This is a genomic window from Kitasatospora sp. NPDC086791, assembly GCF_040685975.1.
In the GTDB taxonomy this organism is placed as follows: domain Bacteria; phylum Actinomycetota; class Actinomycetes; order Streptomycetales; family Streptomycetaceae; genus Kitasatospora.
This window is the reverse complement of the sequence record NZ_JBFBOC010000002.1, coordinates 40,302-60,719: the sequence shown is the minus strand read 5'-3', so window position 1 is coordinate 60,719 and position 20,418 is coordinate 40,302. Positions and strand designations below refer to the sequence as shown.

The following is a 20,418-nucleotide window of genomic DNA, read 5'->3' as shown; positions in this document are numbered from 1 at the left end:
ATCGAACACAAATGAGCGGCGCACTCCGGGGGGCATTCAGCAGCGCGCGGAAGCCGGTCACTTCCACCGAAATCCCGCGCCCGGACATCACTCCAGGGGTATCATTCTCTTATTCTAAAGTCCTTTGGAAATGGGGAGTGGGTCAAGGTGGCGTCCCGAACTCAACCGTCGACGATGGAGCAACCGGCACTGGACGAGCCCTCGTCCGGTCGGCCGACCTGGTGGTTACTGGCCGCGCTGGTCGTGGTCTCGCTGAACCTGCGGGCCCCGATCGCGGCGGTGTCGGCCCTCCTGACCCCCATCAAGTCCGGGCTCGGCCTGTCCGGACCGAGCCAGACCCTGCTGACCGTGCTGCCCGCGCTCTGCCTCGCCCTGTTCGCCTTCGCCGGCCCCGCGCTGGTCCGCCGGGTGGGCGAGGAGCGCCTGGTGGCGACCTCCATGATCGTGCTGCTGGTCGGCGACCTGGTCCGGACGGTGCGCAGCGAGGCGGCGCTCTTCCTCGGCACGCTGCTGGTGGTCGCCGCGATCGGGGCCGTCAACGGCGCCGTCCCCGGCATGATCAAGCGGAGGTTCGCGAGCCGGCTCGCCCCGGTGATGGCGCTCTACACGATCGCCCTCACCATCGGCGCGGCAGGCGCCTCGGCGCTCGCCCCCCGGCTGAGCGGTCACGAGGGCACGGACTGGCTGGCCTCGCTCGCCTGGATCACCGTCCCGGTGGCGGTCGTCGCCTGCGTGGTCTGGCTGCCCGTCCTGCGCGAACGCGCCACGGCCGGCCGGCCGACCCGGATCCCCGCCGCGCTCTGGCGGGACGCCCTGGCCTGGCAGGTCACCGCCTTCTTCGGATTCATGGGCCTGTCCTTCTACTTCGTCCTGGGCTGGCTGCCGACGATCTGCCACCAGCGGGGCATGACGCTCGACGAGGGCGGCCTGGTGCAGGCGGTCACCTCGCTGATCCAGGTGGCCGGCTCGCTCGGAGTCCCGCTGCTGATCCGGCGGCTGCGCGACCAGCGGGGCGTCGCCGCCGCCGTCGGCGTGCTCAACGCGGGCGGGCTGATCGCCCTGATGCTGGTGCCGATCTCCTTCGGCGCCTGGATCGCCGCGCTGCTGCTCGGCCTGGCCCAGGGCGCCGGGTTCGCCCTGGCGCTGACCCTGATCGGGATGCGCGCCAAGGACGCCGACACCGCCGTCGGCCTCTCCGGCATGGCCCAGGGCGTCGGCTACCTCATCGCGATCCTGGGGCCGCTGGTCGGTGGGATGCTGGTCACCGCCTCCGACGGCCTCCCGGCGGCGCTCGTCCTGCTGCTGGTCGTCACGGCCGGACAGGTGGTCGCGGGCCTGGGCGCCGGACGCAACCGTCACGTCCTCGAACCGGCCGCGCCCCGGCCGGGCACCCCACGATAGGTCCGCCATGTCCGAACTGAACCCGCCGACGCTGAGCGCCCCGATCTACGCGGAACTCTCCCGGGTCGGCAAGGTGCTCGCCAACCCGCTCCGGCTGCGCCTGCTCGACCTGCTCGACGGACGGGAACTCACCGTCGAGCAGCTCTCCCGGGACTCCGGGATCCCGTTCAAGAACACCTCCGCCCAGCTGCAGCAGCTCCGTTCGGCCCACCTGGTCACCAGCCGGAAGGACGGCACCAGCGTGCTGTACCGGCTGGCCGATGACGACGTGGCCCGATTCCTCGGCGTGTTCCAGGAGTTCGCCGAAGGACGGCTGGCCGACCTGCGCAGCGTCATCGACCACCAGCTCGGCGACCTGAGCGGGCTGGAGCCGGTCACCGCCGACGAACTGGCCACCCGGATCGGCGGCGGGGCGCTGGTCGTCGACGTCCGCCCGAGCGACGACTACGCGATGGGGCACGTGCCCGGCGCGGTCTCCCTCCCGTACGGGCAACTGCTCAGCAGGATCGACGAACTCCCGGCCGACGCCGACATCATCGCCTACTGCCACGGGCCGTTCTGCGTCACCTCGGCCGAGAGCGTCCGGCTGCTCCGGGCGCAGAACCGGCACGCACGACACCTCGCGGGTGGCTTCACCCGCTGGCACCGCACCGGACACCCCGTGCAGACCGAGACCGGCCCCTGAGGCCGCGCCGGTCGGCCCCACCGAGGAGGAGGCAAGCATGCGCATACGAGGAAGTCGGGTCGCCGTCGTGGGCGGCAGCATCGCCGGCTGCGCCACGGCCGTCGCGCTGGCCCGGGCGGGCTGCGAGGTCACCGTGTTCGAGCGCAGCCCGGGCGGCCTGCGCGACCGCGGCGCCGGGATCACGCTCCCGGCGCCGCTCCACGGCGAGTTGCTCGACGCGGGCTACCTGGACCCCGGCATGCCGGTGCTGCGGCGCCCCGAGCTGATCTGGCTCACCCGCGCGGAGCGCTCGGCCGAGGGCCGGGTGGTCGGCCGGCAGCCCTACCCGGCGATCATGGCGAGCTGGGCGCTGGTCTGGCGCGGGCTGCGCGAGCGGGTGCCGGACCGCGACTACCACGCGGGCGCGACGGTCACCGACGTCCGGGAGGGGGACGACGGCGTCGAACTCCGGGTCGACGGCCGGCCCGCCGGGACCTTCGCGGTCGTCGTCGGCGCCGACGGCTACCGCTCCACGGTGCGGCCGGCGGTGGCCCCGGAGGCCGCCGTGGAGTACGGCGGGTACGGCCTCTGGCGCGGCGACTACCCCGCCGACCGGGGAGCCGGGGACGCCCGCTCGCCGCTGCTCGACGACTTCGTCGCGGTCGGCTTCCGCGGCGGCCACGCCGTCTTCTACCGCATTCCCGACGCCGGTTCCGGCGGCTTCCGGCAGAACTGGGCGCTGTACGGCGGCGTGCCGTTCGAGCTCTCCCCGGACGGTGCCGCCCCGGTCCCCCGGGGGCAGGTCACCGAGGCCGCCGCCGATTGCCTGGACGAGCTCGTCACCCGCGAACTGCCGCCGGTGTGGGCCGACGTGGTGCGGCGCACCGAGCGGCGCGAACTGTCCGTCAACCCGATGTACGACACCACGGTCTCCCGCTACGCCAGGGGCCGCCTGCTGCTGGCGGGCGACGCCGGGGCGATCGCCCGCCCGCACACCGGCGCCGGCGCGGTGAAGGCGATCCAGGACGCCTGCGCCCTCGAACTCGCCTGCCGCGAGCACGGGACGTGGACGGAGGCACTGGCCGCCTTCGACACCGCGCGGCGCGGCGCGGGCAACGCCCTCACCCAGCTGGGCAAGCACCTCGGCCGGATGCGGGTCGAGGAGTCCCCGGACTGGTCCGCGCTGACCCCGGCGGACTTCGAGTCCTGGCTGCACGCGAACACGCACGGCTGGCAGAGCGCGTACGACCCGAGCTGACCGGGGCGCACTCCCCGGACCGGCCGCGCGCACGCCCCGAACCGCACCGCACCGCCCCGCACCGAACCGCACCGCCCCGAACCGCACCGCACCGCACCGCACCGTAGGAACGACGTCCACCACCACCCAGGAGGAGAGATGTTCACCCTGCCGCCCATCACGCTGCCCGGCATGGACGAGTACGCGGAGGCCCATTCGACCCCGGATCCCGCCCCGTTGGCCGCCGTCTCCGGGAACGACCTGGGCCTGGGCCACCTGATCAGCGGCCAGGTCGTCGGCGGCCTGCTGCGCATGATCATCCACACGCTCCGGCCGAAGACGGTCCTCGACATCGGCACCTTCACCGGCTACTCGGCGCTGTCCATGGCCGTCGCCCTGCCCGAGGGGGCCCGGGTGATCAGTTGCGAGATCGACCCGGAGCGGGCCGAGGTCGCCCGCAAGCACATCGCGGAGGCCGGGTACGCCGACGTCATCAGCGTGCGGGTCGGTCCCGCGCTCGACACGATCGCCGGGATCGAGGAGCCGCTGGACCTGGTCTTCATCGACGCGGACAAGCCGAACTACCACACCTACTACGAGGCGACGCTGCCCCGGCTCTCCCCGCGCGGACTGATCGCCTGCGACAACACGATGTGGCGCGGCGAGATCATCGACGCGGAGAGCACCGATCCCGACGTCCGGGCGCTGCGCCGGTTCAACGACGCGGTCGCCGCGGACCCGCGGTCGGAGTCGGTGATGCTCACCGTGCGGGACGGGGTCACGCTCATCCGCCGGGCCTGACGGCGGCTCCGACGGGCGGGTCCGGCGACGGCCGGGCGGCCACCGGGGGCGGCGGGCGTCACGCCTCCCCCGGTCCGGCCGCCGGCTCGCCGGGCCCGCCCGTCGGCTTCCCGGGCGCCGGCTTCCCGGGCGCGATGAGCCGGTACGCGTCGAGCACGAGCTCGCGCACCTCCGCCCAGTCGACCGGCCCGTCGAGGTAGACGCCGACCCAGGCGCGCCCGCCGTAGGAAGGGGCGAAGAACCGGTCGGGTTCGGCGGCGACCATCGCCTCCCTGGCACCCGCCGGGGCCGGCACCCAGAGGCTCGGCCGCCCCGAGGAGTGGTGTTCCGAGAACTGGGCCAGCGTCCGCCGCCGGACCCGCCACGACGGCTCACCGTGGTGGTTGCTCGCCTCGACCACCCCGGGCAGTCCCAGGCACAGCCCGCGCAGCCGTTCCTCCAGGTCGTCCTCGTCCATGCCGGGCCGTCCCTCTCCGCTCGCCGCCGCGGCCGCTCCCGCGCCCTCCCGGACATTGTGGCCCTGCACCGGCCGCCGTGGCAGCCGGTGCACCGCCTCCGCGCGCCCGGACCCGCCCCGGCCGCGGGCTTCGAGGTGCGCGGCAAGCGCGCTGCCACAGCCGGTCCAGCAAGCGTCCAGGCACTCCCGCGAGAGTCCTCCGTGGAAACGAACCGTTCATCGTTCTGGAGGCCACGGTGGATCTGCGGTTGGACGGCAAGCTGGCGCTTGTCACGGGCGCGACGCGCGGGATCGGCTTCGCGACGGCACGGGCCCTGGCCCACGCCGGCGCCGACGTCATCGGCTGCTACCACGGTGACGAAGCGTCAGCGGAGCCGGTTCTGAAGGCTCTTGAGGAAACCGGCGGCAAGCACCGGCTGGTCCGGGCCGACCTGACCGATCCGGCGGACGTGGGCCGCCTGGTCGAGGCCTGCCGCGACACCGGCCGCGAGCTCCGCGTGCTCGTCAACAACGTGGGCATCGACGCCGCCGCCCCCTTGGCCGAACTCGCCGAGGAGCAGTGGCAGCGCGTCCTGGAGACCAACCTGACGTCCGCGTACCGGGTGACCCGGGCCGCGCTCGGCCTGCTCGCCCAGGACGCGTCGGTGATCTCGATCGGCTCCTCCGCCGCGGCGCGGGGCGTGCCGGGGCGCGCCCACTACGGCGCCGCCAAGGCCGGGATCACCGGGCTGACCCGGGCCCTGAGCAAGGAACTCGGCCCGAAGGGCGTCCGGGTCAACTCGGTGGCCCCGGGCATCGTCGACGGGGGCCCGGACTCCGGCCTGCCCGCCGAGGTCCGGACCAGGATGGCCCGGATGTCCGCGCTCGGGCGGCTGGTGACGGCCGACGAGGTCGCCCACAGTGTGCTCTTCCTGGCCGGTGACGCGGCCCGTTACGTCACCGGCATCACGCTGAACGTGGACGGCGGCCTGTAAGCCGGTCGGCCGTCACCCCGCTCCACCCCTCTCACGCGGATCCCACCCGGATCCCTCTCGGATCTCACCCGGAAGGACCTCCCATGGCCACCGCTGCCATCACCTACAGGATCAAGCCCGGATTCGAGGAGGAGATCGCCGAGATCTTCTCCGGCTTCAAGCGCGCCGGCTCCCCGATCATCCGGGACGAGAGCGGCACCGAGATCGGACGCATCACCGCCACCTCGCTGTTCATCAAGGACGACCGGATGGTGCGGTTCATCCAGTTCGAGGGGACGCTGGAGGACGTGGGCCGCCACATGGCCCGCCAGGACGGTGTCCAGGAGGCCGAGCGCAAGCTCGCCCCGTACCTGGCCGAACCGCGCGACACCGCCACCGTGGAGGGGTTCCTCACCTACTTCCGGAACAGCTCGATGCGGTGCCTGTCCCAGCTCTCGGTGGACAGCCTGCCGCCCGAGATCCTCGCCCAGCTCTGAGTCCACCCCGCCCACCCGTTCGAACCGTCCCGTCGGCGGCCGGACCGCTGCTGACACGTCACCACCGGAAGGGTCGTTGATGACCGGCCGACACATCGCCTTCATCGGGCTCGGCAGCATGGGCAGCGGGATGGCGCTCCGCCTGCTCGACTCCGGGTTCCGGGTCACCGTCTACAACCGGACCGAGGAGCGGGCCCGGCCCGTCGTGGAGGCCGGCGCCGAACCGGCCGACTCGGCGGCGCGGGCCGCGGCCGCCGCCGACGTCCTCGTGCTCAGCATCGCCGACGAGGGCGCGGTCGAGGAGATCCTCTTCGACCACATCGCGTTGCGGCCCGGCGTCCTGGTGGTCAACACCTCCACCGTGTCGCCGAAGTACGCCCGCGACGCGAGTGCCCGGGTGGAGAAGACCGGCGCCCGCTGGATCGACGCCTGCGTCATCGGCAACCCGGCGCAGGCCCGCGAGGGCTCGATGCGCGTGCTGGCCTCCGGTGCGCCGGAGGACGTCGAGGCGGCCGGGCCCGTGCTCTCCGCCCTGGGCAGCACCGTGATCCCGCTGGGGCCGGTCGGCCGGGCGCCTGCCATGAAGCTGGCCTTCAACCTGCTGCTGGGGGCCCAGGTCGCCTCGCTGGCGGAGGCCGTGCGGTACGGCGAGCGGGCCGGCCTGGACCGCGACCTGCTGCTCGCCGCGATCGGGGCCAGCGGATTCAGTTCCAAGGTCATGTCGTTCCGCGCCGACCTGATGCGCAGCGGCGCGTTCCAGCCGGCCGCCTTCCGGACCAGCCTGATGCACAAGGATCTGCGGCTGGTGGTGGAGGAGGCCCGGGGCATGGGCCTGGAGCTGACCGTGACCGAGACCGCGTCGGCCTACTTCGAGCGGGCGATCGCCGCCGGGAAGGGCGACTTCGACGCGGCGGTCATCGGCGAGGCGGTCATCGGCGAGGCGACCGCCTGAGACGGCGGCCGGGGCGCGCGCACCCGGCCACCGGAAACCGGTGGGCGGCGGGACCGGACGGTCCCGCCGCCCACCGGTTTCGTCCTGCCCGGACGGACGCGACGGACGCGGTGAACCGGACGGAGGCGACGGACTTCACGGCACCGCACGACGGACTCGCCGGGCCCGGGATCGGTGATCCCGGGCCCGGCGAGTCGGGTTCCGGGCGGGCAGTCAGTCGGTCAGCCCGCCCGCCGTACCTCGGCGAGCCGGCCCGCCACGTACGTCAGCACCGAACCGAGGGTCTTGAGCTCGTCGATGTCCTCGTCCGGGATGGGGAATCCCAGGTCGTCCTCCAGCCGCGTGAACACCTCGTACACGGCCAGTGAGTCCAGTCCGAGCTCCCCGAACTCGACGTCCAGGTTGGACTCGTCGAAGACGATCGCCTCGTCGACCCCCACGCAGGCGTCGACGTTCTTCTGGAAGTCCGCCGCGGTGAATGTCCGCACTGTCTCTCCTCTTTCCCATCTCGATGGTCGCCGCCCGCATCCGGTGCGGCGTGTGGTGGTCGGCCGTGGTCACGGCATCAGGACGACCTGTCCCGCGTAGTTCAGGCCCGCGCCGAACCCGATCAGCAGCGCCGGCTCCCCGCTGTGCACCGCGCCCTCGCTGAGCAGCCGGTCCAGCGCGAGCGGGATCGAGGCCGCCGAGGTGTTGCCGCTGCCGGTCACGTCCGTCGCCACCCGCACCGAGTCCGGCAGGCCGAGGCGCTCGACCATGACCTCGGTCATCCGCAGGTTCGCCTGGTGCGGGACGAAGGCCGCCAGGTCCTCGGGGCGCACCCCCGCGGCCGCCATGGCCCGGCGGGCCGCGGGCACCACCTCGCCGACCGCCCAGCGGAAGACCCGGCGGCCGTCCATCCGCATGTACGGCCGCGGCAGGCTCGGGTCGTCCCGGACCGAGCCCCAGTCGCCGTCCATCCGCAGGGCCTGCGCGTAGGAGCCGTCGGCCCCGCGCACCGCCGGTCCGATCCCCGGCTGGTCGGACGGGCCGACCACCGCCGCGCCGGCTCCGTCCGCGAACAGGAAGGCGATGCCGCGGTCGGTCGGCTCGACGATGTCGGTCATCCGTTCCGCGCCGATCACCAGGACGGGCCCGGCTCCCCCCGAGGCCACCAGGTCACCGGCGACCGCCAGCGCCTGGCAGAAGCCGGCACAGGCCGAGGAGAGGTCGAAGGCGGCCGCCTGCCGGGCGCCCAGCGCCTCGGCCACGACCACCGCGAGGGCCGGGGTCTGGACCAGGTTCGACATGCTCGCCACGATCACGCAGTCGACCTGCCCCGGTTCCAGGCCGGCGTGCGCCAGCGCCTTCGCACCGGCGGCCGCGGCCATCACCGGCAGGGTCTCGTCGGACGAGGCGAAGCGCCGGGTGACGATGCCGGACCGCGTCTCGATCCACTCCTCGGTGGAGTCGATCCGCTCGCAGATCTCGGCGTTGGTCACCACCCGGCGGGGGCGGTACGCGCCCAGGCCGAGGACGCGGCTGTGCCGCCGCTCGGTGGTGAGCAGGCGTGCGGTCCGTGCGGTCATCGGTGGTCCCCCTCGGTGGTGGCCGGAGCCGGCACGCGCGTCGCGCTCAGGTAGCGGTCGATGACCGTGCGGTAGTAGTCCGCCCGACCGACCCGCTCGGACACGGCCGGCACCAGCTTCGCGAGCCGGTCGACCGACACGGTGTACTCGCCGGCGACCTGGCGGTAGGTCTTCCGCGCCACGGTGCCCAGCGACCGTTCGATGTGCTCGACGATCCGCTCGACCGGCACCGCGGTGCCGGAGGCCACGTTGACCACCTGTCGCGACTCGGCGGACGCGAACAGCTCGTCGAAGACCGCCACCGCGTCCTCGATGTCCAGCAGGTCGCGGTAGGCGCCGCGGTACACCTGGAGCGAGCCGCCGCGGATCCGGTCGGTCAGCGCCGGGAGCAGCTGGTGCGCCCGTTGCCCCGGCCCGACCAGGTGGGTCAGCCGCAGGACGAGGTGGTCGGCCCGGGAGGCCGCCAGGACGGCTTCCAGGGCCAGTTTGTGGCGCGCGTAGGCCGAGCCCGGGAAGACCGGTTCGTCCTCCCGGCCCCTGCTGTCCGGCGCGCCGTACATCCCCGCCGAGCAGGTCGAGAAGTACACCAGTCGCCGCCCGTCGGCCGTGCAGCGCCGGATCACCGTGTAGAGCAGGTCCGCCTCGCGGGCGAACTGTTCCTCGGCCACCGACCCGGCGCTCGACACGCCGGCGGCGAAGACCACGGTGCCGGGATGCCGGTGGGCCAGGGGGCGCAGGTGACGCGCGATGAAGCCGTCCCCGACGATCTCCATACCTTTCCGATCCTTCCTCTGAGGCTGCCGGCCCTGCGCCGTCGAGCCTGCTGCAGGGCCCTGGCAGGACGCTGGACCGCTGCTGTCACCCCGCGCGGTCGATGCCGCCGGGACCCCGGTCCGTCACCCGCGCGGTCAGGGCGTCCACGGGACGTCCAGCGGGGGGTGCGAGGGTTCGGCTCGAACCGGGGCACGTCCCGGGCGATTCGAGATCGGAGCAGTGATGGAGGCAGGCATGGATTTCGCGGAATTCCGCGGGCTGGTCGGGGGCGGCACGGCGGAGGAGGCGGAGGCGAAGGCGGTGGCCCGCTTCGGCGGCCCCGCCGAGGCCCTGGACGCGCTCTTCGCCCTGTACGAGGCCGCGTTCGTCCCGGAGAAGGCGTCCGGCGCCCGGGGCGAGTTCCAGTTCGACGTCACGACGGCCACCGGGCCGCAGCAGTACACCGTCGCCGTGGCGGACGGCGGCTGCCGGACCCGCCGCGGGGCGGCCGCGACCGCCACGGCCGTGACCACCGTCGGGCTCGGGGACCTGCTGCTCCTGTCCATCGGCGAGACCAGCGGTTTCCACCTCAGTGCCGAGAAGCGCCTCCTCACCAAGGGGGACCTCGGCGCGGCGATCGGCTTCAAGGACTGGTTCAAGCTCGGCTGAGCACCGCGGACGGGACGAGGGGCCGTACGGCGCCTCGTCCCGTCCGCGGTCCGGCGGGCCCCGGCCGTCAGCCGGTGACGGCCAGCCGCTCCAGCACGGCGACGGTCTCGCCGGGCGAGGGCATCGCCTGGATCTCCTCGCGCAGCCGCCGCGCGTTCCGCACGTGGGCGGGGTCGTCGAGGAGTTCGCCGACCGCCCGGCGGATCCCCTCGACGTCGTTCTGCTTGTCGGCGCTGTCCAGGGTGATCCCCGCGCCGGCGGCGGCCAGCCGGTCGCCGTACTCGAACTGGTCGAGGAACTGCGGGACGACCAGCTGGGGCACACCGAACGCGGTCGCCGTCAGACAGCTGCCGGCCCCGCCGTGGTGGATCACCACGTCGCACCGGTCGAGGAACAGGTTCAGCGGCAGCGACTCGACCACCCGCACCCCCTCGGGCAGGTCGCCCAGCGACTCGCGGTCGGCGGCGGTGAGCGTCACGACCACTTCGACGCCGTCGATCCCGCGGACCGCCTCGATGATCCGGCGCAGCAGCGGGACGCCGTTGAGCACGAGCGTCTGGGTGCCCAGCGAGACGCAGACCCGCCGCGCCCCGGGGCGTGGCGCCAGCGCCCAGTCCGGCACCGCCCCGGTGCCGTTGTACGGGACGTAGCGCATGGGCCGGCGCGCCGCGGCGTCCGTCCGCCCGAACGAGGGCGGGCAGGTGTCGAGGGTCAGGACGGGCTCCGGTGCCCCCTCCTTCAGCCCGAGCCGCCCGGCGACCGGGGCCAGGGCTTCGGCCGCGCTCTCCTCGAACCGCGCGGCCCGCCCGGTCAGTCCGATCCGGTGGCGGACCCACGGAACGTCCAGGACGCCGCCCATCAGGCGCGCGCAGAACTCGAAGGGTTCGGCGACGATCAGGTCGGGGGCCCAGGCCCGGCAGAAGTCCAGGTACTCGTCCACGGTGCGGTGCGCCTGGGTGGCCCAGGTCCGCGCCGCCGTCGAGTAGAGCGGTTCGACCACGCGCCCCCAGGCCTCGATCGGGGACTCCTCGCCCGGCAGGATGTTCCGCAGGTGGAGCAGTTGGTCGAAGGCCTCCCCGATCGGCTGCCCGCACAGTCCGGCGCCGCGCACCGTGGGCATCAGGTTCGGCTGGCCGCCGATCACGACCTCGTGCCCGGCGCCCCGGAGCGCCCAGGCGAGCGGCACCAGGGGGGTGACGTGGCCGGGGGCCGAGATCGACGTCATCAGGACTCTCATGCGATCTCCAAGTCTTCTGGTCGACACGGTGACTGACGGTTCGTCAGGATCCGTCAGCGGTCCCTGGTGGCGAGCAGCATGTGGACGTTGGTCCCGGCCAGCAGTGGTTCCTGACCGACCTCGACCGTGAAGCCGCGCCCGGACAGCTGCCCGGTGATGGAGCGCAGCCGGCCGTCGGTGTCGTGGATCTCCGCCACGATCCGGCGGATCCTGGACCAGCCGGCCTCGCCGACGCCGTCCAGCACGTCCTGTTCGGCCCGCTCCACGTCGATCTTCAGCAGGGCGATCTCGTCCACGGCGTACTCGTCGAGGGCCGCCGCCACCGTGGTGACCTCGACCGGGTAGCTGTGGCCCTGGTGCATCGCCGACAGGATCGCGTCCGCCAGGTCCGCGCCGATACCGCTGTTGACCATGTAGGCCGTGCTGTTGCGGCGGTCCTCGTCGGTGTCCGGGTACAGGCTGCTCTGCGCGGGCGACTTGGGGTAGTAGGTCAGCTCCGCCCGCCCCGGCGCCGAACCGACGGCGGCCCGGATCGCGGTGATGTCGGCCGGGTGGCGGGCCGCGTTCTCGCTGAGGCAGGCGTAGCAGGCCGCGGCGGGCTCGAAGGAGTACACCCGCAGGCCGGGTACCAGGTCGGTGAAGAGATAGGCGGCGAACCCGATGTTCGCCCCGACGTCGAAGACCACGTCACCGGCCGTCAGCCCGGCCACCGAACGGACGTAGATGTCGTTGTCCACGACGTCCTGCCACAGCGCGACCACCTGGTTGGGTTCCGGGCTGAGGATCTTCCGGCCGCCGGGGAGCGCGACTTCGTGGGTCTCGTAGGCCGGCACTGCCGCTGGTCCAGTCATGCCCTGCCCTCCTGTTTCTCTCGGTGCGTTCCAAGGACTTCGTTCAGCCGCCGAGGACCCGGGTCAGGTACCCGAGCGCGTCCTCGTCCGATCCGCCGCGGTAGCCGATGTGGCCGTCCGGCCGGATCAGGAGCGTCTCGCCCGGGGCCGGCCCTGCGGGCCCGCCGGCCGTCTCCGCGGGCGTCGCGGCCCGGCGCGTGGTGCGGGTGCCGGGAAGGGTGCCGGGCGGGGCGGCCGCGGTGCCGACGAGCACCCATTCGCCGTGGCGGAGCTCGTCGTAGAGGGTGGTCGCGGTCCCGTCCGCCCGGACCAGCGCGACCTGCGGGGCGCGGTCGCCGGCCGCCGGGCCCGGGCCCGGCGCCGTCTGCCGGCTGAGCGCACTGCCCCGGTAGTCGACGGCCTTCTCGCCGCGGGCCTGCTGCTGCTTGCGGACCCCGGCGGCGACGGCCTCGGCCGTGGGGGGCGTGCCGACCCCGCCCCAGAACGATCGTTCGGTGCGCTTCAGCAGGTCGTGGGCGACCGGCAGGCGCTCCGCCTCGTAGCTGTCCAGCAGCCGGTCGGGCGCCCCGGCGATGACGGCGGCCAGCTTCCAGCCCAGGTTGAAGGCGTCCTGGATGCCGGTGTTCATGCCCTGGGCGGTGACCGGCATGACGGTGCGCCCGGCGTCGCCGACCAGGAAGCAGCGGCCCTCGCGGAACCGGGCGGCGACACTGTTGTGCAGCCGGACCCGCCAGTTGTACAGCGGCGACTCCAGCCGGACGTCCGGCCGGCCGGAGAGCTTGCGGACGTACGCCTCCACCTCCGCCACGGAGGGGTCGAGGCGGTTCTCCGGATCCGGGTCGGCGACCGCGGCGAACAGCCTGCGCCGCCCGTCGGGCAGCGGCAGGTCCCCCAGGAAGCCGTCCTCGGTCAGGTGCAGGTGCGCCTCGCCCGGACCGCCGGACGGCAGGCCGTGCGCGACGGCGTCCACCTGGACGAGCTGCGTCCCGCCGAACCGGGTCGTCCGCCACGGGATGCCGAGCGCGTCCCGGAGCACGCTGTGCGAGCCCTCCGCCGACACCACCCAGCCCGCCCGGACCGCCTCCCGGGTGCCGTCGCCGTGCTCCAGGGTGAGCGAGACGCCCTCGGCGTCCTGCTCCGCGTCGACGGCGTGCACCCCGCGCTCGATCCCGCCGCCGAGGTCCCGCAGGCGCTCGGTCAGCGCCCGCTCGGTCTCCTGCTGGCCGATCAGCAGCGGGAGCGGGTACGGGCCCTCGTCCTCGCGCAGGTCCACGGCCATCTCCGGTTCCCCGAAGGGGTGGTAGACCCTGCGCCGGTAGCCCACCGCGCGCGCCCGGAAGTCCGCCACCGGCAGACCCATCAGGTCGAAGGTCTCCAGCGTGCGCTGCCATACGGTGCAGCCGCGGGTGCCCGGGCGCGGTTCCACCCGGCGGTCCACGATCCGGAAGTCCACCTTCCGGCGCGCGAGTTCGATCGCCAAGGTCAAGCCGACCGGCCCCGCGCCCACCACCACAACCTCGGTCGATCGTGCCATGTCCTCCCTTTCCACTCGTCCGAACGTCCGTCACATCCAGTTCCCGGAGCAGGAGTTGATCCGCTCCCTCGGTGGCTCGGCGTCCCGTGGACAGTCGCCCGCCTCCTCGCCTACGGTGGACCCGACCGGCTTCCCACGGCCCCGTCGAACCCTCCTGGCGCAGCCCCCGCGTGGGCGCAGCGCCCCGGAACCGCCCCCAGCTTCACCATGCGCGCTGGACGCACGGTGGACGCGCCACGGCAGCACCGGACACCCAGGAGGAGCCCCCATGACCCGTACGGTCTTCCGCGAGGCGAGGATCTTCGACGGACACCGCGTCAGCGCCGACGACACCGTGGTCGTCGCCGATGGCCGCATCGAGGCGGTCGGCCGCCGGCTCGCCGTGCCGGCCGGCGCCGAGGTGGTGGAGGGCAAGGGCCGCACCCTGCTGCCCGGGCTGATCGACGCGCACACCCACGTGATCGGCGCCGCCCTGCGCCGGGCCCTGGTGTGGGGCGTCACCACCGAGCTGGACATGGCGAACTTCCCGGAGCAGATGGCGGCCGCGAAGAAGGAGCAGGACGGCCCGCTCGGCCCGTCCATCGCCGACCTCCGTTCGGCCGGCTGCGCCGCCACCGTCCCCGGCGGGCACGGCTCGGCGCGCTTCCCGGAGATCCCGACCCTCACCGAGCCCGAGGAGGCGGCCGGCTTCGTCGACGCCCGGATCGCCGAGGGCTCGGACTACATCAAGGTCCACTACGACGACGGCCAGGTCTCGGGCCACATGGACGACCGCACGCTCCCGGTGATCCGGAAGGAGACCATGGCGGCGGTCATCGCCGCGGCCCGTGAGCGCGGCCTGCTCACCATCGTCCACACCGGTACGGTGCGGGCCGGTCTGGACGCCGTGGAGGCCGGCGCGCACGGCCTGGCCCACCTGCTCGTCGACCGCGCGCCCGGGCCGGAGTTCGGCGAGGCGCTCGCCCGGCACGGGGCCTTCGCGGTCCCCACCCTCAGCATGGTCGAGCTGTTCTCCGGCAGCGCCGAGCTCGGCACCCTCGCCGACGACCCGGCCGTGGCCCGCCACCTCACCCCCGAGGAGCTGGCGCTGCTGGAACGCCACCGGGCGGGCACCGCGCGGCGGCTCCCGGTGGACGTGTCGGCCGCCGAGGCCGCCGTCCGTTCGGCGCACGCCGCCGGAGTGCCGCTGCTGGCCGGGACCGACGCGGTGATGTGGCTGCACGGCATCGGGCTTCACCGGGAGCTGGAACTGCTGGTCCGCGCCGGGCTGACGCCCCGCGAGGCGCTGACCGCGGCCACCGCGAGCCCGGCCCGGATCTTCTCGCTGTCCGACCGCGGCCGGATCGCCCCCGGCCTGCGCGCGGACCTCCTCCTGGTGGACGGCGACCCCACCCTGGACATCCGGGCCACCCGGGCCGTCCGGGGGATCTGGAAGCGCGGGGAGCGGGTCACCCGGGAGTCCTGAGCGGACACCGCCCAGGTCGACGGGGGCCGACCGCCCGCCGCGGGGGCACGTCCAGCCGGGGTCCAGCGGACTGGACGATCCTTGGCAGCCAGCTGACCCCAGTGCCAACGCCGGCCGCTGCGGCGGGCACGACTCCTCGAACGGAGCAGATGATGTCCACCATCCTCTTGGCCACCCTGGCCGCAAGCGGTCACGTCAATCCCTTCGGCCCGGTCGCCGCCGAGCTGGTCGAGCGCGGGCACCGGGTGATCTGGTACACGGGCGCCGCCTACGCCGACCGGGTCGCCCGCACCGGCGCCGAACACGCGCCCCCGGAGGACGGCAGCTTCGTCGACCTCGACCGGCTGCCCGCCGAGTTCCCCGAGTTCCTGTCCCTGCCGCCGGAGGCCCGCGGGCCGTGGTTCCTGGAGCACGTCTTCGTCCGCCCCGTCCCGGGGCAGTACCGCGACCTCCGGGCGCTGACGGCCCGGCACGGGGCGGACGTCCTGCTCGCCGACTCCACCATGGCCGCCGCCTCGCTGGTGCACGAGCTGGACGGGCAGCTGTGGGCGACGCTGAGCGTGGCGCCGCTGGCGATCCCGGACCCGTGGGTGCCGCCGTTCGGGAAGGGCTGGCCGCCCGGCGGGCAGCCCTGGCGCCGGATCCGCAACTGGTACACCGAGGCCTCCGAGCGGCGCCGGTTCCCGGAGCCGCTCGACCGGATGAACGCCATCCGGCGGGAGCTGGGCCTGTCACCGGTCCGCTCCAGCCCGTTCGACGCCAACCTCACCCCGTACCTGTACGCGCAGGCGACCGTGGCGGAGTTCGAGTACCCGCGCCGGCGCCTGCCCGAGCAGGTGCACTTCATCGGCCCGCTGCTCCCGGCCGCTCCCGCGCCCGGCCCGCTGCCCGGCTGGTGGCCCGAGCTGGAGAAGGACCGGCCCGCTGTCCTGGTCACCCAGGGCACCGGCGCCCGCGACCTGGGCGAGCTGGTGGTGCCGACCGTCCAGGCGCTGGCCGGTCAGGACGTCACCGTCGTCGTGACCACCGCCGGCGCGTCCCACCCGGCGCTGGATCCCGCCGCCCTGCCGGCGAACGTCCACGTCGAATCGTTCCTCCCCTACGCGGAGTTGATGCCCCACCTCAGCGCCATGGTCACCAACGGCGGGTACGGGACGGTCCAGCTCGCCCTCGCCCACGGCGTCCCGATCGTGGCCGCCGGCGTGACGGAGGACAAGCCCGAGGTCTGCGCCCGGCTCGCCTGGAGCGGAGCGGGCATCGACCTGCGGTCGAAGCGTCCGCCCGTTCCGGTCCTCGCCGAGGCCCTGCGGACCGTCCTGACCGATCCCCGCTACCGGCGGAAGGCGTCCGCGCTGCGCACCGCCTTCGCCGGGCGCCAGGCGCCGAAGGAGCTGGCGGTGCTGCTGGAAAGACTCATCGCGACCAGACGGCCGGTCCTCGCTTCCGGCCGCCGCTGACCCCCGGGCCCGTCGCAGCCCCGCCCCGCCCGTCCCCCTCCCCCGCCGTGCCGGTCTCCGGACCCGGACCGGGGGACCGGGACGGCGCGGGGCGCTCCCCTCCCGTCGGACACCGTCCCGTCGGGAACACCGTCCCGTCAGGAAAATCCGTCCCGTCAGGAAACACCTCCCGTCAGGAACCGCCGTGACCACTGAACAGCCCGCCGCCCCCTTCCCCTTCCCGACCAGCGAACCCTGGCACCCCGCAGCGGAGTTCGGCGAGCTGCGCGCCGCGGACGGCCTGCACCGGGTGACGCTGCCGACCGGGGACCCCGCCTGGATCGCCACCCGGTACGAGGACAACCGCCGGCTGCTCTCCGACCCCCGGTTCAGCCGGGCCGCCGCCGCCCGCGCCGGTGCCCCCCGGGCCCGGCGCGCGGCGCTGGAGACCCGCTCCCTCACCACCATGGACCCGCCCGAGCACACCCGGCTGCGCCGGATCGGCATGCGGGCGTTCTCCTCCCGGCGGATCGACGGGCTGCGGCCGCGCATCCAGCGGACCACCGACCGGCTGCTGGACGCCCTGGCGGCGGCCGGGCCGGGCGCCGACCTGGTCGCCACGGTCGCCAGGCCGCTGCCGGTCACGGTGATCTGCGAACTGCTCGGCGTGCCGGTCGCGGACCAGGAGCGGTTCGGGGCCTGGTCCCGGGTCTACCTCAGCGTCACCGCGCACTCCGCCGAGGAGATCGAGGACGCCGCGGCCTCGCTCAAGGGCTACCTCGCGCAGCTGGTCCGGGACAAGCGCCGCCGGCCCGGCGACGACCTGCTCAGCGACCTCGCCAACGCCGCCCCGGAGGACCGCCTGGACGAGGACGAGCTGGTGACCTTCGGGGTCACCCTGCTGGTCGCCGGGGTGGAGACGGTGGCCCACTCGATCAGCGGGGGCGTGCTGGCACTGCTCCGGCACCCGGAGCAGTGGGAGCTGCTCCGCGCGAAGCCCGAGCTGCTCGACGGCGCGGTGGACGAGCTGGTCCGGTACACCCCGGCCGCGGTCAGCGGCGGCACGGTCCGGGTCGCGCTGGAGGACGTGGAGCTGGGCGGCACCCTGGTCCGCGCGGGCGAGGCCGTGCTGCCGGCCGTGATCTCCGCCGACCGGGACGCCACCGTGTTCGCCGATCCCGACAGGCTGGACGTGACCCGCAGCCCCAATCCGCACATCGGCTTCGGCCACGGCCCGCACCGCTGCCTGGGCGCCCAGCTCGCCCGCGCGGAACTCGCCGTCGCCGTCGGCTCGTTGGTCGCCCGCTTCCCGGAGCTGCGGCTGGCCGTGGCGGTGGAGGAGCTGGAGTGGGACCTGCGCACCATGCAGCGCGGTCCCCGGGCGCTGCCGGTCCGGTGGTGACCGCCGGGTGGTGACCGGCGGGCCGTCCGGCACCGAACGGCGCGGGGCGGCGGGCTTCCTGCCCGCCGCCCCGCGCCGTTCCCGGCCGTACCGGCTCAGTCGTAGTACGCGGTCGGCGCGGTCCGCAGCGTCGGCCACTGCTGCGCGTCGTGGCCGCGGACCAGCAGGGCGTTCTCGGCCTCCGCCAGCTCGACCAGCCTGCGGGTGCTCGCCCGCACCGCCGCCTCGTCCACGTCGAACGGCGTCATCGCCCGCCGGTCGGGGTCGAGGAACTCCGCCGCCGGGATGGCGTCGGCCGCCAGCAGGACCGCGCCGGTCCGGGGCAGCCGGACGAGCAGCGACTGGTGCCCCTGGATGTGCCCGGAGCTCTCCACCAGGAGCACGCCCGGGAGCAGTTCGGTGTCGCCCTCGACCAGCCGGTACTTCAGGTGGGGCAGGTCCCAGCTCGCCCGGGCCATCGCCAGCCGGCCCGGCTCGCTCGACCTCGCCAGCTCGTGGTGGCTGCGCTGGACGACGAACTCGGCGTCGGGGAACAGGTCGTGGTTGCCGGCGTGGTCCGGGTCCAGGTGGGTGCACACCACCAGGTGGATGTCCGGCGGCCGCAGCCCGAGGCCGGCGAGCCTGGCCTCCACGCCCTCCTCGGGGCCGACGTCGACGAAGGCCTTGGGGCCGGTGGCGGCGCGCGAGAAGCCGGTGTCGACCAGGACGTTGGTGCCGTCCTCGGTCTGGACGAGGTAACCCGGCACGGGCGCGCCGGTCGGGGTGGTGCCGAGCTTGAACAGGTGCAGTCTCATCCCTGGCTCCTGATATCGGTCGTGGCGGTGGTCGTCGTGGCGGTGGTCGTCGTGGCTGCGGCCGTGGTGGCCGCGGTCGTGGTGGCGGTGCCGGTCGGCCGCCCCGACAGCGCGTCCAGCGCCGCGGTGAGGGCGGTCCGCGGATCGGCCCCGGCGGTGAAGCGCTCCAGGACGAATCCGTCCGGCCGGACCAGCACGGCGCCGTCGCGCGGAACGCCGTGCGCCCCGGCCCACCCGTCCGACGGGTCGGTGAGTCCGTCCGCGCCGATCCGGTGGACGGTGACCGGCAGCGGGCTGCCGGCGGCCGCCTCGCGCCACTCGCCCGCCCCGGGCCCCGCCACCAGGACCAGCCCGCGCCCGTCGTAGAGGTCCAGCGAGGAGATGCGCACGCCGTCCCGCTCCAGCCACAGGTGCGGAGCCCGCGTCCCCGGAGCGCCGGGGTCCGCGGCCGACGCCGGTCCGTCCCCGGGGGCGACGCCGCGCACCGGGTAGCGGTACCCGAGCGCGACCACGTGGTCGGGCAGGATCGCCCCCTCCGGGATCCGCTCGCCGTGGCCGGGCCGGTCCAGGGAGCGCAGCACGGTCTGCTCCACCGTGGTCCGGGCCACCGGCTCGCGCTCGCTCGGGTAGCTGTCGAGCAGTTCCTCGGACGCCTCGCCGCGCAGCACCAGGGCCAGCTTCCAGGCGAGGTTGTGGGCGTCCTGGATGCCGGTGGCCGAACCGAACGCCCCGGTCGGCGGCATGACGTGGGCGCAGTCCCCGACCAGGAAGAGCCGCCCCGCCCGGAAGGTCTCGGCCACCAGCCCCGCGGCCTTCCAGGGCTGTGCGCCCAGGATCTTCACCGGCAGGTCCGGGAGGCCGGCCGCGGCCCGCACGGCCGCTTCGCAGCGCGCCTCGTCCCAGCGCACCTCGTCCCCGCTCTCCCCGTCGGCCTCGGCCCGCGGGTCCAGGGGGACGTGCAGCAGCCACCGGTCGGTGTTGTTGATCGGCAGCAGCCCCGCGGTCACCTCGGCGTTGCGGACGTACGCCATGACGAAGCGCCGACCGCCGAGCGCCTCGGTGAGGTCGGCGCGGAAGTGGATGTTCAGGTAGCGCGCGAGGGTGCCGCGCCCGTGCCGCGCGATGCCGAGCCGCTCGCGGACCGGGCTCCCGGTGCCGTCGGCCACCACGAGGTAGCGCGCCCGCACGGTGTACTGCTCGCCGGTGGCACGGTCGAGCACGGTGGCGGTCACGCCCTCGGCGTCCTGGGTGTGGCCGGTCAGCTCGTGCCCGAAGCGCAGGTCGGCTCCGTCCTCCTCGGCCCGGGCCCGGAGCACCGGCTCCAGTTCGTCCTGCTCGCACAGGGTCCAGCCGGTGGGGCTGACGTCCTGCGCGCCGTCGTCCTGGTAGTCCCGGTTGAAGCCGGGGGCCTGGGCCCCGGCCAGCGACTCCATCCGGACGATGCCGCTGTTGCCGGCGAGCGCGACGGCCGACTCGGTGGCCCGGATCCGGCCTTCCAGGCCGACCTGCCGGAACAGCTCCATCGCCCGGACGTTCACCCCGCGGGCCCGGGGGTGGCGCGAGGTGCCGGGGTTCCGCTCGACCAGCAGCGGCCGCTCCCCCTGCCAGGTGAGGAAGACGGCCGCCGACAGTCCGACCAGCCCTCCCCCCACGATGAGTACCGGAACACGCACGTCTTCCATCGTCGTCTCCTCAGCGGCTGGTCCGTCGATCAGCCTGGTCGCTCGGTTCGCCGGCACGGTTCGCC

20 protein-coding genes are annotated in these 20,418 nt (G+C 74.3%); 11 read left to right on the top strand and 9 right to left on the bottom strand.

Annotation, left to right across the window (positions count from 1 at the left end):
• The first annotated feature begins 174 nt into the window (after nucleotides 1-174).
• The 4 genes from AB0Q99_RS04290 to AB0Q99_RS04275 all read left to right on the top strand — a co-directional run bounded on the left by AB0Q99_RS04290 (nucleotide 175) and on the right by AB0Q99_RS04275 (nucleotide 4,103).
• Entirely contained in the window at nucleotides 175-1,401 is a 1,227-nt protein-coding gene (locus AB0Q99_RS04290) for an MFS transporter (RefSeq protein ID WP_363568341.1), read from the top strand.
• A 7-nt stretch (nucleotides 1,402-1,408) separates the two neighbouring features.
• A complete protein-coding gene (locus tag AB0Q99_RS04285; RefSeq protein ID WP_363568339.1) occupies nucleotides 1,409-2,086 on the top strand; it encodes an ArsR family transcriptional regulator in 678 nt (225 codons plus the stop codon).
• 37 nt (nucleotides 2,087-2,123) lie between these two features.
• Entirely contained in the window at nucleotides 2,124-3,323 is a 1,200-nt protein-coding gene (locus AB0Q99_RS04280; protein WP_363568337.1) for an FAD-dependent monooxygenase, read from the top strand.
• 138 nt (nucleotides 3,324-3,461) lie between these two features.
• Entirely contained in the window at nucleotides 3,462-4,103 is a 642-nt protein-coding gene (locus tag AB0Q99_RS04275) for an O-methyltransferase (protein WP_363568335.1), read from the top strand.
• Between the two features lie 58 nt (nucleotides 4,104-4,161).
• On the opposite strand, the gene AB0Q99_RS04270 is transcribed toward AB0Q99_RS04275, so the two are convergent.
• Complete coding sequence (locus AB0Q99_RS04270; RefSeq protein WP_363568333.1) at nucleotides 4,162-4,560, bottom strand: MmcQ/YjbR family DNA-binding protein; 399 nt, start codon at nucleotides 4,558-4,560, stop codon at nucleotides 4,162-4,164.
• Nucleotides 4,561-4,796: 236 nt separating this feature from the next.
• Here AB0Q99_RS04270 and AB0Q99_RS04265 point away from each other — a divergent pair, with 236 nt between their 5' ends.
• From AB0Q99_RS04265 to AB0Q99_RS04255, 3 genes are all read left to right on the top strand, one after another.
• Nucleotides 4,797-5,534, top strand: coding sequence for an SDR family NAD(P)-dependent oxidoreductase (locus AB0Q99_RS04265; protein WP_363568331.1), 738 nt, complete (start codon nucleotides 4,797-4,799; stop codon nucleotides 5,532-5,534).
• 83 nt (nucleotides 5,535-5,617) lie between these two features.
• Nucleotides 5,618-6,010: a SchA/CurD-like domain-containing protein gene (locus AB0Q99_RS04260; protein WP_363568329.1), complete on the top strand. Its 393-nt coding sequence runs from the start codon at nucleotides 5,618-5,620 to the stop codon at nucleotides 6,008-6,010.
• Nucleotides 6,011-6,086: 76 nt separating this feature from the next.
• On the top strand, nucleotides 6,087-6,962 hold the full coding sequence (locus tag AB0Q99_RS04255; protein ID WP_363568327.1) for an NAD(P)-dependent oxidoreductase: 876 nt from the start codon (nucleotides 6,087-6,089) through the stop codon (nucleotides 6,960-6,962).
• A gap of 221 nt (nucleotides 6,963-7,183) precedes the next feature.
• On the opposite strand, the gene AB0Q99_RS04250 is transcribed toward AB0Q99_RS04255, so the two are convergent.
• The 3 genes from AB0Q99_RS04250 to AB0Q99_RS04240 all read right to left on the bottom strand — a co-directional run bounded on the left by AB0Q99_RS04250 (nucleotide 7,184) and on the right by AB0Q99_RS04240 (nucleotide 9,303).
• Nucleotides 7,184-7,450, bottom strand: coding sequence for an acyl carrier protein (locus AB0Q99_RS04250; protein ID WP_363568325.1), 267 nt, complete (start codon nucleotides 7,448-7,450; stop codon nucleotides 7,184-7,186).
• A 69-nt stretch (nucleotides 7,451-7,519) separates the two neighbouring features.
• A complete protein-coding gene (locus AB0Q99_RS04245; protein ID WP_363568323.1) occupies nucleotides 7,520-8,530 on the bottom strand; it encodes a beta-ketoacyl-ACP synthase 3 in 1,011 nt (336 codons plus the stop codon).
• Nucleotides 8,527-9,303: an NAD-dependent epimerase/dehydratase family protein gene (locus AB0Q99_RS04240; protein ID WP_363568321.1), complete on the bottom strand. Its 777-nt coding sequence runs from the start codon at nucleotides 9,301-9,303 to the stop codon at nucleotides 8,527-8,529. The genes AB0Q99_RS04245 and AB0Q99_RS04240 overlap by 4 nt, the downstream gene beginning before the upstream one ends.
• Before the next feature lie 235 nt (nucleotides 9,304-9,538).
• On the opposite strand from AB0Q99_RS04240, the gene AB0Q99_RS04235 reads away from it, so the two are divergent.
• Nucleotides 9,539-9,952, top strand: coding sequence for an SCP2 sterol-binding domain-containing protein (locus tag AB0Q99_RS04235; protein WP_363568319.1), 414 nt, complete (start codon nucleotides 9,539-9,541; stop codon nucleotides 9,950-9,952).
• Between the two features lie 67 nt (nucleotides 9,953-10,019).
• Here the strand turns inward: AB0Q99_RS04235 and AB0Q99_RS04230 are convergent, their stop codons facing one another.
• From AB0Q99_RS04230 to AB0Q99_RS04220, 3 genes are read right to left on the bottom strand one after another with little or no spacing between them, the layout of a single operon-like run.
• Nucleotides 10,020-11,189, bottom strand: coding sequence for a nucleotide disphospho-sugar-binding domain-containing protein (locus AB0Q99_RS04230; protein WP_363568317.1), 1,170 nt, complete (start codon nucleotides 11,187-11,189; stop codon nucleotides 10,020-10,022).
• A 53-nt stretch (nucleotides 11,190-11,242) separates the two neighbouring features.
• Nucleotides 11,243-12,040 carry an FkbM family methyltransferase gene (locus tag AB0Q99_RS04225; protein ID WP_363568315.1) on the bottom strand — a complete coding sequence of 266 codons (798 nt, stop codon included), beginning with the start codon at nucleotides 12,038-12,040 and terminating at the stop codon, nucleotides 11,243-11,245.
• Between the two features lie 43 nt (nucleotides 12,041-12,083).
• A complete protein-coding gene (locus AB0Q99_RS04220) occupies nucleotides 12,084-13,574 on the bottom strand; it encodes an FAD-dependent monooxygenase (RefSeq protein ID WP_363568313.1) in 1,491 nt (496 codons plus the stop codon).
• Between the two features lie 268 nt (nucleotides 13,575-13,842).
• On the opposite strand from AB0Q99_RS04220, the gene AB0Q99_RS04215 reads away from it, so the two are divergent.
• From AB0Q99_RS04215 to AB0Q99_RS04205, 3 genes are all read left to right on the top strand, one after another.
• Nucleotides 13,843-15,039, top strand: coding sequence for an amidohydrolase family protein (locus AB0Q99_RS04215; RefSeq protein ID WP_363568311.1), 1,197 nt, complete (start codon nucleotides 13,843-13,845; stop codon nucleotides 15,037-15,039).
• Nucleotides 15,040-15,191: 152 nt separating this feature from the next.
• Nucleotides 15,192-16,496 carry a glycosyltransferase gene (locus AB0Q99_RS04210; RefSeq protein WP_363568309.1) on the top strand — a complete coding sequence of 435 codons (1,305 nt, stop codon included), beginning with the start codon at nucleotides 15,192-15,194 and terminating at the stop codon, nucleotides 16,494-16,496.
• A 184-nt stretch (nucleotides 16,497-16,680) separates the two neighbouring features.
• On the top strand, nucleotides 16,681-17,877 hold the full coding sequence (locus tag AB0Q99_RS04205; RefSeq protein WP_363568307.1) for a cytochrome P450: 1,197 nt from the start codon (nucleotides 16,681-16,683) through the stop codon (nucleotides 17,875-17,877).
• A 95-nt stretch (nucleotides 17,878-17,972) separates the two neighbouring features.
• On the opposite strand, the gene AB0Q99_RS04200 is transcribed toward AB0Q99_RS04205, so the two are convergent.
• A complete protein-coding gene (locus tag AB0Q99_RS04200) occupies nucleotides 17,973-18,671 on the bottom strand; it encodes an N-acyl homoserine lactonase family protein (protein WP_363568305.1) in 699 nt (232 codons plus the stop codon).
• Nucleotides 18,668-20,353 (bottom strand): FAD-dependent monooxygenase, encoded by a 1,686-nt coding sequence (locus AB0Q99_RS04195; protein WP_363568303.1) that lies wholly within the window; start codon nucleotides 20,351-20,353, stop codon nucleotides 18,668-18,670. The genes AB0Q99_RS04200 and AB0Q99_RS04195 overlap by 4 nt, the downstream gene beginning before the upstream one ends.
• Between the last annotated feature and the right edge of the window lie 65 nt (nucleotides 20,354-20,418).

What these genes read in the sequence shown, in the direction of transcription:
- AB0Q99_RS04230 (WP_363568317.1), bottom strand. Translation starts at nt 11,189, where the DNA reads ATGAGAGTCCTGATGACGTCGATCTCGGCCCCCGGCCACGTCACCCCC.
- AB0Q99_RS04245 (WP_363568323.1), bottom strand. Translation starts at nt 8,530, where the DNA reads ATGACCGCACGGACCGCACGCCTGCTCACCACCGAGCGGCGGCACAGC.
- AB0Q99_RS04225 (WP_363568315.1), bottom strand. Translation starts at nt 12,040, where the DNA reads ATGACTGGACCAGCGGCAGTGCCGGCCTACGAGACCCACGAAGTCGCG.
- AB0Q99_RS04285 (WP_363568339.1), top strand. Translation starts at nt 1,409, where the DNA reads ATGTCCGAACTGAACCCGCCGACGCTGAGCGCCCCGATCTACGCGGAA.
- AB0Q99_RS04290 (WP_363568341.1), top strand. Translation starts at nt 175, where the DNA reads ATGGAGCAACCGGCACTGGACGAGCCCTCGTCCGGTCGGCCGACCTGG.
- AB0Q99_RS04215 (WP_363568311.1), top strand. Translation starts at nt 13,843, where the DNA reads ATGACCCGTACGGTCTTCCGCGAGGCGAGGATCTTCGACGGACACCGC.
- AB0Q99_RS04235 (WP_363568319.1), top strand. Translation starts at nt 9,539, where the DNA reads ATGGATTTCGCGGAATTCCGCGGGCTGGTCGGGGGCGGCACGGCGGAG.
- AB0Q99_RS04280 (WP_363568337.1), top strand. Translation starts at nt 2,124, where the DNA reads ATGCGCATACGAGGAAGTCGGGTCGCCGTCGTGGGCGGCAGCATCGCC.
- AB0Q99_RS04220 (WP_363568313.1), bottom strand. Translation starts at nt 13,574, where the DNA reads ATGGCACGATCGACCGAGGTTGTGGTGGTGGGCGCGGGGCCGGTCGGC.
- AB0Q99_RS04210 (WP_363568309.1), top strand. Translation starts at nt 15,192, where the DNA reads ATGTCCACCATCCTCTTGGCCACCCTGGCCGCAAGCGGTCACGTCAAT.
- AB0Q99_RS04240 (WP_363568321.1), bottom strand. Translation starts at nt 9,303, where the DNA reads ATGGAGATCGTCGGGGACGGCTTCATCGCGCGTCACCTGCGCCCCCTG.
- AB0Q99_RS04275 (WP_363568335.1), top strand. Translation starts at nt 3,462, where the DNA reads ATGTTCACCCTGCCGCCCATCACGCTGCCCGGCATGGACGAGTACGCG.
- AB0Q99_RS04260 (WP_363568329.1), top strand. Translation starts at nt 5,618, where the DNA reads ATGGCCACCGCTGCCATCACCTACAGGATCAAGCCCGGATTCGAGGAG.
- AB0Q99_RS04270 (WP_363568333.1), bottom strand. Translation starts at nt 4,560, where the DNA reads ATGGACGAGGACGACCTGGAGGAACGGCTGCGCGGGCTGTGCCTGGGA.
- AB0Q99_RS04200 (WP_363568305.1), bottom strand. Translation starts at nt 18,671, where the DNA reads ATGAGACTGCACCTGTTCAAGCTCGGCACCACCCCGACCGGCGCGCCC.
- AB0Q99_RS04195 (WP_363568303.1), bottom strand. Translation starts at nt 20,353, where the DNA reads ATGGAAGACGTGCGTGTTCCGGTACTCATCGTGGGGGGAGGGCTGGTC.